Here is a 12,311-nt window from a genome sequence, read left to right as displayed (position 1 = left end):
GTGGTGCTATCGGTCGGCGGCGGGGCGGCGTTCGCCGTTTGCGGGGCGCCCGCCGGCTGGTTTGTTTGAGCAAATACGGTTTGGGATGAAAGTATCGCGCTGACCGCGATACCGGCAAGCAACATGGGACGCACACACGGATGGCGCCCGGAAAAGAGGGTGTTACCCATCATTTCACGAATCCTTCCAGAACTTTGGCGTCGCGTCCTATCCGCCTGCAAATGCCGCCTGGTCAATGCCGCGAACCGTGCGCGGCGAAATTCGCAACGACTACGTGTCATCCGCGCAACATCGGGAGCAATGACTACGAGAGCCGATGGCATAATCGGGCTTTAACAGCCGCTGGGAAAACAGATTCTGTCGAATACTTGCGCTCAACCGCGCACAGTTCGTTCAATTTCTAAGCAATTCGCCGCTTGCCAACGATTTTGCTTGCGCCGCGACGCGCAACGAGTCGCCGACGCAAAGGCGCGCCGCCCGATCATAGGGCGCGCGCCGCCAACCGGCGCGGCGACGCGGGGATGCCGCCGCCGCGCCCGTCAACTCGGCGCGTCAGGGAAGCCGATATCCCGGCGCCTTGAACTGATGCCCCTGCGACATGACGTACACCACGCGGGTGGCGGCTTCGATCTCGTCGATCGGATTGCCGTCGAACGCGACGATATCGGCCGATTTGCCCGGCTCGATCGTCCCGGTGGTGGTGGAGATGCCGAGCAATTCGGCGTTGGTGAGCGTCACCGCGCGCAACGCCGCGAGCGGCGTCATCCCGCCCTGCCGCACGAGCAGCACCATCTCGTCGCCGGGCGTGCCGCCGAAATCGGTGCCGACCGCGATCTTCACGCCGTTGCGCAGCGCGACCTTCACCTGCCGCCCGATGCCGCCGGGCTGCGCCTCGGGCATACCGAGCACCTTGCGGCGCGTATTGTCGCTGATCGGGCGATCGCCGGGCTTGGGATGCTCGACCCGGCGCAGCACGTCGGTCGGCGCTTCGAGCGTCGGGACGAGATAGGTGCCGCGCTCCTTCATCAGTTTCGCGCCTTCATCGTCGAGGTAATTGCCATGCTCGACCGAATCGACGCCCGCGCGCACCGCCGCCTTGATGCCGTCCGCGCCGATCGCGTGCGCCATCACCTTGCGCTTCATCAGATGCGATGCATCGACGATCGCGTGCAATTCGGCATCGGTGAATTGCTGATCGAGGCCGGTATAGCTGTCATCCACCACGCCGGCTGTGTCGATGATCTTGATCTGATCGGCGCCAAGCTGGATCTGCCGGCGCGTGATCTTTTCGCATTCGCCGACACCATCGCACACGCCGCTGGAAAAGGCGGGCGGCGCGAGCGAGGCCTGGAAGTTGCCGTTGCGGAAATCGCCATGCCCCCCGGTGGTGGTGAGCGGCGCGCCCGATGCGAGGATGCGCGGGCCGACAGCCAGCCCCTTGTTGATCGCATCGCGCAGCGGGAAGATCACCTCGGGCAGGCTACCCGCATCGCGCACCGTGGTGGCGCCGCCGAACACCTTCTCGCGCGCATTCTGGAGCGCCGCGCTCCAATTGCCGAAGCCGATATGAACATGCGCGTCGATCAGCCCGGCCATGACGAACTTGTCGCGCAGTTCCACGATCGCCACGCTGCCCGGCGCGACACCGCCACCGATCGCCTCCGCGCCGACGAATCCGGGTCGCACCGCGTCGATCACGCCGTTCTTCACGATGATGCTGGCATCGCGCGCCAGCGGCTTGCCGGCCTCCGTCATCAGGGTGCCGGCGTGAATGATCGTCCAGCGATCCGCCGCCTGTTCCGCCTTGGGCGCAAGCACGCTATCCGCCTGCGCCATCGCCGTGCCGGACACCCCCAGCAGCACGGCGGCCCCCGCCAGCGCGATCCAATTGGCCTTCATTCTTTTCCTCCCCCTTATTCGGATAGGTCATGGCCCCGCCGCGGCGGGCGGGGCCGATCGCTCAGTTCGGCGTCCCGGTATCTTCCGAGCCGACAAGCCCGGTCGGCTTCGAACCATCATCGACGCGCGGCGCCTTGTTCAGCGACGCGCCCTCATCAGGCTTGACCGGCGCGAGATTGTTCGGCCCGCCGAGTGCCTGCCAGTTGAGCATCGCGTTGTAGAGCATCCGGAATTCGCCGAGATTCTGCCAGCGCCAGATCGGATTGGTCGCGAACATCACCACGCGCCCAGCACCCGCCGGCATGTTGATTACAGCGGGACGATCCTTCACCTCCTCGGCGCTTTTCATGAAGCCGCTCATCACGGATTTCTTGCCGCCGGGGAATTGCATCAGCACATATTGCCGCGCCGTCTTCGGCATGTTGAGCAGCACGTTGGTCGCCCAGCGCACCGGCATCGTCTTTTCGGTATAGCCATAGAAGATCGGGCTGGCGGGCTGGAGCAGGTTCGCCTTCACGATCGGGCCGGGCGCGTAGAAGTTCTTGCTTACGTCGCTGGCCGATACGTCGTTCACCAGCCCGAAGCTGGCGGGGACGCCGCTTGCCTTGCCGGTGGTGATGAGAACGCCACCCGCCTCGACGAACTTGCGCAATTCCTCAAGCCCGGCCAGCCCCATGCCGCCACGAATATCCGGCGACGAACCGTATTTGCCGAGCGTCGGCTGATCGCTGGACTCGGTATAGGACAGCGGCTTGCCCTTCATCGGCAGGTCGAACACGATGTCCCTTGGCGCGCGCCCCTGATCGGGGAGGATGATGACATCATATTTCGCGCGCAGACCGCCCGCGCGAACCTGTTCCTTGAAGATCAGATCATAAGGCGTCTTGTACTGATCGAACGCATAGCGCACCCAGCCGACGCTCTGCGTCGAGCCCCAGGTGCTGAACAGCGCGACGCGCGGCACCGGCATGTCGTGCGTCGGCACGCCGGGATTCGCGGGCGCCGCGATCGCCGTCAGCCCCAGTTCCTCGATCAGCGGCTTCAACTCGCCGCCCGCGCTCGCCGGGATCAGCAGCGAGCCCGCCGGCACATCGCGCCCGCCCGCCTTGAACGGCTTCTCCGCGACCTTCACCGCCACGTCCTTCAATCGGAAGCGAAGCTGCGCGAGGTTGACCGATCCGGTATCGAGCACCGCATAGCCGCCCGCGCCCGCATTGCCCATCGCGCCGGGAACGACGAAGCGATCGAGCGGGGTCGTCGCCACGTCGAGCACCGCCTTGTCGGCGATCTGGACGATATTGGTATGGGTCATCAGCCCCATCGTCCATGCCGCGTCGTCATAGGTGGTCATGTCGTCGTTGGGGTAATTATCCTGCACCTTGAGCAGGGTCTTGGCGAGCCGGCCATAGGGCTGGTCGAGCTTGATGACGAGCGAACCCGCCGGATAGCTCTTGTCCCCCAGCCTGATCGCGGCATTGGCCTTGCCGATCTCGATCCCCTGAAGCTGGAGCACGTCCGCCACGAACTTCACCCGCGTCGGATCGCTCTGGTTCGCCGGGATGATAAAGGCATAGGGCGCCTTGGCGGCCCCCGCCTCCACCCCGTTCAGGCTTTTCTTATAGAAGTTTTCGAGGATGATGTTCGGGAAGGTCGAGGCGAGTTGCAGCGCGGTGAGCACGCCCGTCTGCATATAATTGGTGTTGTTGCGCATCGACCATTCCACCTCCTTATAGGCAGGGGATGGCCGGAACCAATCTCGCTCGGTCTGGTTGCCGCCGCGCACGCCGGGGCCGCCTTCGCCGGTATCGACATGGCGCAGCATCGTGGTTGCGCCGCCGTTGCCGAACGTTTCGTACATGCGCAACATGCCGTTGTGGTTCGACGCCATGAAGCCGACATAGCCCGGCGACCAGGCATCGACGAAGCCATGCGTCCACACGCCCGGCAGCCCGTATTTGGTGAGCTGCGACATCTCGAAATTCGAGAAGAACGGCAGCTCGCCATAAAGGATCGGATCGAGATCGGGGTTCTGCGGCGCCTGCCCGCTATAGGTGTAGAGGAACGGCACCGATTCATGCAGTTCGTGCATGATCGGCGGGTGCCATTCCAGATAATATTTCATCATCGCCCGCGCGCTGACATCGGAAAAATTGATGTCGCGATTATTGTCGTGATAAATGTACTTGCCCCAATAGGGCGGGCCGGCGGGCTTGTTGAGATCGTCCTTCTCGTCGATCAGATGGCGGTAATACCAGTCGCGATAACGATCGCGACCGTCCGCCTCCAGCACCGGGCTGATCGCGACGACGAGATTCTTGCCGATCTGCCGGATGAGCGGCGTATCCTCGGTCAACAGGCGATAGGCCAGTTCCATCACCATTTCGGGCGGCCCGGTTTCGGCGGAGTGCAGCCCGGCGGTGAGGTGATAGATCGGCTTGGTCTCGGCGATGATGCGCTTCGCATCGTCGGCGCTGATGTGGCGCGGATCGGCGAGCTTGCCGAGATTCGCCTTATACTGATCGAGCCTGGCGATATTCTCCGCATCGGAAATCATCACGACGATATTGTCGCGGCCCTCGTTGGTCTTGCCGATCTCGATGATCCGCACGCGATCGGGCGCGGCGGCGGCGAGCTTGCGGAAATAGCCGGTGATCTCCGGCTGGCTGTGCAGCACGTTGGGCGCGCCGATATGCTGGCCGAACACCTGCTTGGGCGAAGGGATCGTGGACGAAAGCGGCAGATGATCGACCAGCGGCGTGGAAAATTCCGGCCGCGTCGTCCACTCCTTCACTGATTTCGCGAAATCCGGATCGGCGCCCTGCTGCTGCGCGATGCCCGCGCTGGCGAGCAACATCGCCGCGGTGACGACAGGCGCCCCTTTTAGAATTCGCTTCATCAATGCCCTCCCTTGAAACGTGCATGACAGGCTTCGCCCGGTCGCCGCGACCTGCGCCGCCCGATTCCCTATGCTCGCCTGTCTGAAAAATGGGCGATCGCCCGCACAGACCCTGCTATTTTTGCGCGTGAACGGGCCGATCCGAACCGCCCCTATGGCGCGCGAATAATCCGTTCACGTACTAATGGTGCGATATCAACCCTTCTCGCGCAAGCACGGATCGGAAAATCGCGCCTGACGGCACACTTTGGTTGACGCGCGCGGATATCCTGCCCAATCGGGATATGGGAACCGGGCTGCGACCTGACCCGACCGGGTAAACGAGCGCCAGGCCGGCGCAGTCGCCATCGCGCCTGAGGGAAGGCGGATGGCGAGCAAGAGGGGGTTCAATGATCGACAATTTGCATCTGCGGCGGATGGCTGGCCGCGCCTTGCTTGCCGCGACCGCGCTGTGCGGCGTTGCCGCGCCGGTTCTCGCCCAGAATGTCGCATCGAATAGCGACGCATCCGCAAGCAGCGAGGCCGATATCATCGTCACCGCGCTGAAGCGCGGCACGCGGCTGCAGGAAACCCCGATCGCCATTTCGGCGGTGTCGGCGCAGACGATCGCCAATGCCGGCGTGCAGAACATCGCCGATCTGCACAGCCAGGTGCCGAGCCTCAACTTCGTCGATGGCGGCCCCTCCAACCGCCGCGTCGTCATTCGCGGCATCCAGGCGACCGGCGAACCGACCGTCGGCGTCTATTATGACGAAACCCCGGTCACCGGCACGGTGGGCGCCAGCAACGACGCCGGCGGCTCCACCCCCGAACTGCGCCTGTTCGACGTTGACCGCGTGGAGGCGCTGCGCGGGCCGCAGGGCACGCTCTACGGCTCCGGCTCGATGGGCGGCACACTGCGCATCATCTACAAGAAGCCGAGCTATGAGCTGGGCGCGGATTTCGACGGCACCATGTCCGCCACCAAACACGGCGGCGCCAATCAGGAAATGAACGGGATGATAAACGTCCCGCTGGTCGACCAGAAGGTCGCGTTCCGCGCGGTCGGCTTCTACAAGCGCAACTCGGGCTATATCGACAACACCTGGCTGCGCGTGAACGACATCAACGCGGAGGAAAGCTACGGCGGGCGCGCCATGCTGCGCATCCAGCCGGTCGCGCCATGGACGATCGACGCGGCGGTCTATTACAACAATTCCGCCACCGACACGCCAAGCTGGCTCTTGGAGAGCGGCCGCTACAAGACCGATTCGCGCACCCGCCAGATCGTGCGCGACAAGGTGGCGCTCTACAGCCTGACGAGCACCTATGATTTCGGCGGCGTCACCGCGACGGGCGTGGTTTCGTACATGGATCGCCATCTGGTGAGCCAGAGCGACACCTCGCGCTTCATCCAGGGGATGAACAATCTCGCGACCTACAATCGCCTGTGCGCCACCAGTTGCGCCGACCAGTTCGGCACGCCGATCACCTCGTTCGCGCAATATCAGGCGTTCGCCGCGGGCCAGTCGACCAGCTCGCTCTATCCGCAACAGGATCTGGACGCGCTGACGGCGGAACTGCGGCTCAGCTCCTCCTCGCACGGGCCGATCAACTGGACGGTGGGCGGCTTCTATTCGAAGCGCAACACCGATGTCGCCAACCCGCAGCTCAACGCCAATGCGCTGAACGGCTATGTCATCCCGAGCCAGATCGACACGATCCGCTTCATCCATGACGAGCTGAAGCAGCTTGCCGCGTTCGGCGAATTGTCGGTGGATATCACCTCGAAGCTGAACGTCACCGGCGGCATCCGCTACTTCAAGTATGACAAGGACGTGGTCGGCCATACCGACGTGCCCTCGATCCTCGTCGGCGCGCGGATCACGCCGCCGACCGCGCTCTCCTCGACCGAGGACGGCACCGTGATGAAGGCGAACGTGTCGTACAAGATCACGCCGGATATCATGTTCTACGCAGAGGCGGCGCAGGGCTTCCGCCCCGGCGGCGTCAATCAGGTGCTCGGCCTCGCCACGTCGCTGACGCCATATCGCTCGGATTCGCTGTGGAATTATGAGGCTGGCTTCAAGACCGCGTGGCTGGGCCGCGCGCTGATCCTCAACCTCGATGTATTCCGCATCGACTGGTCGAACATGCAGATCACGCAGCGCACGCCCAACGGGGCGTTCTCCTATATCGGCAATGCCGCCGCCGCGCGGGTGCAGGGCATCGAGTTCGAAGGATCGCTCCAGCCGGTGCAGGGGCTGAACATCAACGCCAACGCGACGTACATGTCCGCGAAGCTGACCGCGGACGTGCCGAGGAGCACCGCCGATCAGAACAATCCGCTGTCGAGCGCCGGGCTGGCGGGCGATCGCATCCCTTATGTGCCGAAGTTCACGGTCGGCGGCAGCGCGCAATATAACTGGGCGGTGACCGATCACTTCGACGGGATGATCCGTGCGGACTTCAGCCATTCCGCCGGCTATTATTCCGATTTCCGCCCGGCCTATCCCTATACGCGCTACATCGACGGCTATGAGCTGGTGAACGCGCGGATCGGGATCGAGCGCCAGAACGACTGGGGCGCCTATATCTTCGTCAACAACCTGTTCGACGCGACCGCGATCACCCGTGCATCATCGAGCGCGATCGGCGTGGGGCTGACCAGCGTTACCTCGGCCCGCCCGCGCACGATCGGCCTCAATCTGCGCAAATCCTTCTGACGCGCGCATATCGCCGCCCGGCCTGTCGCGAGCCGGGCGGCGATATTCGTCAGTGCGCGGGGGTCAGCGAGAATGGCGAGGCCAGTCTCTCCGCCGGATCCTGCGCATCGGCCCATTCCGTCCGCCGCCGCAGCCGGGGATGAAGGAACAGCAGCGGCAGCTTCAGGAACAGCAATTCCGAATGGATGAAGCTGTCAATCGCATGTTCCCACCAGTTCGGATCGCGTTTGCCATGCGCGCGCAGCCAGCCCTCGTAGGGCGCCCAATGGCTCGGTTCATCGCGCTCGATGATCGCGAAGATCCGCATCAGCACCGGATCGCCGCGCACCAGCGGATGGCGCAGCAGGATTTCCACCTGGCGATAGCCGCGTTGCTCGGTCAGCGTGATTACCCGGCACAGCCGCTCGAACAATTCGTCGCGCGCGACGATCTGATCGGTATCCAGATCGTCGATCGTCGAGCGGAACATGATCTCCACGAAGCGATCAATATGCCCGCAGGTGCGATCAATGTGATAGGGCATCTCCCCGCGCAACTCGAACCAGCGGCGGAACATCACATAATGTTTGCGTTCGTCCGCGCGATGCTTCTCGATCGCGGCGATCAGCGCATGATCGCCCGGTGCGCGCCGCCGCACCGCCTCCAGCACGCGGTCGATCGAGCGATAACCGCGATGCTCGTTATAGATATAGATCGACCCGAGCAGATCGAGATAGCGCCGGCGGAACCAGGTTTTCATGAAACCGTGCAAGCTCCCGTAGTCGCGCGAACAACGAAGCCGTCTCAGCGCCGGTATCAGCGAGCGCGATCGTCAAACGGGCGCAAGGGCCGGGACGTGTGCTATCATATCAAATCCGCCCGCGTGCCTCAATGAAGGATCGGCGCGCGCCAGAACTCCACCTGGAAACGCACCGCGCCGATCGGCTCCACATGATGCAGGATCGTCGGCTCGACGATGCCGGGGGCGGTTTCACGGGTGAGGATCGTCTCCAGCGCTTCGCGGCGCGGATCGGTGACGCAATAACGCAACTGCCCTTCGGACACGCGGATCAGCCCCCAGCTTCCCGCCTTGGTATTGTGATCGGCGAGCAATGCCGCCGGCACCGTCGCTTCGGTGAAGCTGTCCGTGCTGCGATAGGATTCGAGCCCGTCGGGCAGCGCCACCGGATTGGCCGCCGCCTTCTTGACGCGGGTGGCGTCGGTTACGGTCTGATCGTAGCCGCTGTTCGCGCTGAAAAACGCCGCCGCGAAAAGGCCGCAGCCTAGGACGACGGAGAACAGAACGCCGACCGTCGTGAAGACGATCATGTGCACGGTGAGCGGGCCGGACAGCGAGAGATACCATAGCGAGCCGCCCGCCATCGCGATCGCCGCCGCCGCGATCCATTTGAGCGCACGGCGGAATTCGTTCGCCGCCTCGTTATTCTCGCCCCGCATCGCGGGCAGGGATTGTGGATTGATCTTCATCTTATCCCACCTTCGGACAGAAAGCCGCCCCCCTTTTTCGAGGATCAGGCGACGGCGCGGCCAGGCGCGGACGCCGGATCGAGGCGAAAGAACAGCGCGAGTTGCAGGCTTTCCGAAATTCGCCCCGCCTTGGCCTGAAGTGCTGCGGCGGCATCGGGCGACATCATCTCGTCCGTCGTCTCCTTCCACAGCGCGAGCCAGCGATCGAACAGCGCCGGGGTGATACGCAGCTTGTGCTTGAGATGCGCGAACATCGGATTGCCCTTGTAGCGCCCGCTGGTCAGCATCACGGACGACCAGAAGGCGACGAGCTTGTCGAGATGCTCGGGCCAGTCGGCGATCGCATCGTTGAACACCGGCCCAAGCTCGGCATCGTCACGAACCCGAGCGTAGAAAGCTGGAATAAGCCGCTCCAGCGCGGCTTCTTCGATTTGTGCGGCCTTGTTCACGACTCGCTCCAATCATGTATATGAGACGCATCTATTCTTTTGCCGCAAAAGATGCAATAATAATATATGTTTTTTCTCCGGGATCGAGGCGGAGCCGTTTATGCACCTGACCCGCTATACCGATTATGCGATGCGCGTGCTGCTCTATCTGGGGGCGCACCCTGAACGTCTGTGTTCGATCGGGGAGGTTTCACGCGCCTATGGCGTATCGCAAAATCACCTGATGAAGGTGGTGAACGATCTCGCCAATGCCGGTTATGTCGCGAGCGTGCGGGGCCGTGGCGGCGGCATCAGGCTGGGGCGGGCGCCCGATCAGATCAACGTGGGCGCGCTGGTGCGGCATACCGAGGACGGCTTCGACCTCGTTGATTGCGGCGGCTGCATCATCGCCCCGGCGTGCGGGCTGACGGTCGCGCTGGCGGAGGCGCTCAGCGCGTTCATGGCGGTGCTCGATCGCTATACGTTGCAGGATCTGATCGCGAAGCGGCCCGATATCCTGGCGCTCTTTGCCGCGCGGGATCGTGAAATGACCGCCGACGCCCCCGCCTGAGCCATCCCCGGCGGCGGCGCGTTATTTCCCCTCCAGCGTGGCGCGCGCCTGATCGAGCCGCGCGGCATAGTCGCGCAGCACCTTTGCGGTGCGCGCCGCATATTCATTCGCATCATCGAAGCGGCGTTCCTCGATCGCCTCGCGCACGCCGGGCAGCGTCTTGGCGCCATAGCCGGTGAACCGGCCCGGCGCGTAGATCAGATGCTTGTACCATGGCCGCCCCGGCAGCCCGCGCTCGTCAAGCAGAAGCTGATCGACATCGCGCAACTGCGCGGTCAGCCGATCGCGTTGCGACTGGGTCAGCCCCGCGCCGCGCGCCGCGAGCGCCGCGTCGAAGCTCGTCGCGGATTGTTTGAGCGCGGCCACCGCCCCTTCGAGCGCGGTGAAATCGAACTGCGGCGTCATCGGCTCGGGCGCCACCGCGCCCACCGGCTTCAGCGGATCGCTCGCCAGCGCGAACGCGCCATCGTGGAGGAGCTTCTCGCGCTTCACATCCTCCGCGCGGCGATCGGCGGCGAGCTTCTTCACCTCGCCCAGATAGACCCCCACCGTATCGGCGAAATCGCCGTAACGCTGCACCGGCACATCGGCATCCGCGATGCGCAACACCAGCCGCCCGACCAGCTTCGACAATGCCGCGCCATATTTCAGGCCGGGATCGTCAAACGTCGTCATGTGATGGAAGCTGTCGTAGATCGAATGATAGACTCCGCCCGATTCATCCTCGCCGCCAAAACCGATGTTGAGCGCGGGCAGGCCGAGATGCTGGATATAGGCGGAATAATCCGATCCCGATCCAAGCGGGCCGATCGGCATGTCGCCCCCCTTCTCCGCCGCCGCCAGCGCGGCATCGCTGACATGACCGGTGCGATCGAACGCGGCCACGCGCGCCTCCGCCCGCCGCCGCGCCGCCACCGTCGCCCCGGTTTCGGGATCGGTCACGTCCGCCGCCACGGCGTTCACCAGATGCTGGAACGAATGGCTTCCCTCGGCACCGAGCACGCCGCGCCCGTTGCCATCGGTATTGATGTAGATGACGCCTTTCTTCTTCAGCTCATCGGCGTACTGCTCCGCCCATTCGGTCGAGCCGAGCAGCATCGGTTCTTCCGCGTCCCAACTGGCGTAAACGATCGTTCGCGCTGGCCGCCAGCCGCTGCGGTACAACTCGCCCAGCGCCTTCGCCTCCGAAAGCATCGCGACATTGCCCGATAGCGGATCCGCCGCGCCGAACACCCAGGCATCGTGGTGATTGCCGCGGATCACCCATTGATCGGGATAGCGCGCGCCCTTCAGCTTCGCGATCACATCGTAAACGGGGGTGAGCTTCCAATCCGATTTCACCGCGAGATGGACGGAAACGCCACCATTGCCACCCATATGATAGGTGACCGGCAATGCCCCCCGCCACGGCGCCGGCGCGACCGGCCCGCCAAGCCGGCCGATCAGCTTCACCGCATCGCCATAAGACATCGGCAGCACCGGGATCTTCAGGATCGCCTTCGCATCCTCGCGCTTCAGTCGCTTGGCATTGAGCGTCGCGCCGATGCCAGGCGTCAGCGGATCGCCGGGATAGAGCGGCATATCGGCCACCGATCCGCGCTGCACGCTGCCCGCCGGACGCGCGCCGCCGACCGGATAGGCATCGTTCTTCGCATAGCCATCGTCCGCCGGATCGGAATAGATGATGCAGCCGATCGCGCCATGATCCTGCGCCAGCTTCGGCTTCAGCCCGCGCCAGCCGGTGCCGTAGCGCGCGATGACGATCTTGCCCTTCACATCAATCCCGCGCCGGGCGAGATCCTTGTAATCCTCCGGCATCCCGTAATTGACGTAAACCAGATCGCCGGTGACATCGCCGTCGCCCTGAAAGGTGACATAGGGCGGCAGCGCGTGCGCGGTGTTGGCGGAAGTGTCATCGCCCGCGATCGGCGGCTCCTGCCCGCCCAGCACGATCTTTTGCGGCGCCACCATCTCCACCGTGGTGGAAATCGGGGTGGGATAGAGAACGTAGAACGTCTCGATATGCGCGTCCCAGCCCCATCGTTTGAACTTGGCGAGGATCGACTCGGCATTGGCCTTGTCGTGCGGCGAGCCGACATGGTTCGGCTCGGACGACATGTCCTTCAGCCACGCAAGCTGGTCGGCCGAGCTGATATGCTGATCGAAGCGGGCCTCGATTGCCGTGCGATCCGCGGGCGCGGTCTGCGCCACGCCCGCCGCCGCCATCGCCGCGAGCGCGGCCCCCGCCAGAATCCGTCCAGCCGTGCGCATCGCATCCCCCCCTTGCATTCCTCGTTTCGCCGAACATGGAGCGATTTGCGCGGCGAAGGCAAGGGATTGTCCGC

At 64.1% G+C, this 12,311-nt stretch carries 8 protein-coding genes; 2 read left to right on the top strand and 6 right to left on the bottom strand.

Annotated features, from left to right (window positions below):
- Positions 1 to 552: 552 nt before the first annotated feature.
- Both Q0316_RS05710 and Q0316_RS05705 read right to left on the bottom strand, forming a co-directional pair.
- The gene (locus tag Q0316_RS05710) at positions 553 to 1,899 is read right to left on the bottom strand and encodes an amidohydrolase family protein (RefSeq protein ID WP_298670577.1); all 1,347 of its coding nucleotides are present in this window, start codon (positions 1,897 to 1,899) and stop codon (positions 553 to 555) included.
- A gap of 61 nt (positions 1,900 to 1,960) precedes the next feature.
- Positions 1,961 to 4,795, bottom strand: coding sequence for a M14 family zinc carboxypeptidase (locus tag Q0316_RS05705; RefSeq protein ID WP_298670576.1), 2,835 nt, complete (start codon positions 4,793 to 4,795; stop codon positions 1,961 to 1,963).
- A 389-nt stretch (positions 4,796 to 5,184) separates the two neighbouring features.
- On the opposite strand from Q0316_RS05705, the gene Q0316_RS05700 reads away from it, so the two are divergent.
- A complete protein-coding gene (locus Q0316_RS05700) occupies positions 5,185 to 7,500 on the top strand; it encodes a TonB-dependent receptor (RefSeq protein WP_298670575.1) in 2,316 nt (771 codons plus the stop codon).
- A gap of 49 nt (positions 7,501 to 7,549) precedes the next feature.
- Here Q0316_RS05700 and Q0316_RS05695 read toward each other — a convergent pair whose 3' ends face one another.
- The 3 genes from Q0316_RS05695 to Q0316_RS05685 all read right to left on the bottom strand — a co-directional run bounded on the left by Q0316_RS05695 (position 7,550) and on the right by Q0316_RS05685 (position 9,416).
- Entirely contained in the window at positions 7,550 to 8,239 is a 690-nt protein-coding gene (locus Q0316_RS05695; protein ID WP_298670574.1) for a ferritin-like domain-containing protein, read from the bottom strand.
- Between the two features lie 128 nt (positions 8,240 to 8,367).
- A complete protein-coding gene (locus Q0316_RS19700) occupies positions 8,368 to 8,967 on the bottom strand; it encodes a DUF1971 domain-containing protein (RefSeq protein WP_367179638.1) in 600 nt (199 codons plus the stop codon).
- Positions 8,968 to 9,011: 44 nt separating this feature from the next.
- On the bottom strand, positions 9,012 to 9,416 hold the full coding sequence (locus Q0316_RS05685; RefSeq protein WP_298670573.1) for a group III truncated hemoglobin: 405 nt from the start codon (positions 9,414 to 9,416) through the stop codon (positions 9,012 to 9,014).
- A 100-nt stretch (positions 9,417 to 9,516) separates the two neighbouring features.
- On the opposite strand from Q0316_RS05685, the gene Q0316_RS05680 reads away from it, so the two are divergent.
- Positions 9,517 to 9,966 carry an Rrf2 family transcriptional regulator gene (locus Q0316_RS05680; RefSeq protein ID WP_298670572.1) on the top strand — a complete coding sequence of 150 codons (450 nt, stop codon included), beginning with the start codon at positions 9,517 to 9,519 and terminating at the stop codon, positions 9,964 to 9,966.
- 21 nt (positions 9,967 to 9,987) lie between these two features.
- Here the strand turns inward: Q0316_RS05680 and Q0316_RS05675 are convergent, their stop codons facing one another.
- Positions 9,988 to 12,237: a transferrin receptor-like dimerization domain-containing protein gene (locus tag Q0316_RS05675; RefSeq protein ID WP_298670571.1), complete on the bottom strand. Its 2,250-nt coding sequence runs from the start codon at positions 12,235 to 12,237 to the stop codon at positions 9,988 to 9,990.
- Positions 12,238 to 12,311 lie beyond the last annotated feature (74 nt).

The organism is uncultured Sphingomonas sp., assembly GCF_937871615.1.
Taxonomy (GTDB): Bacteria; Pseudomonadota; Alphaproteobacteria; order Sphingomonadales; family Sphingomonadaceae; genus Sphingomonas.
Note: the sequence above shows the minus strand (reverse complement) of the source record. Positions and strands in the feature narration are given on the sequence as shown.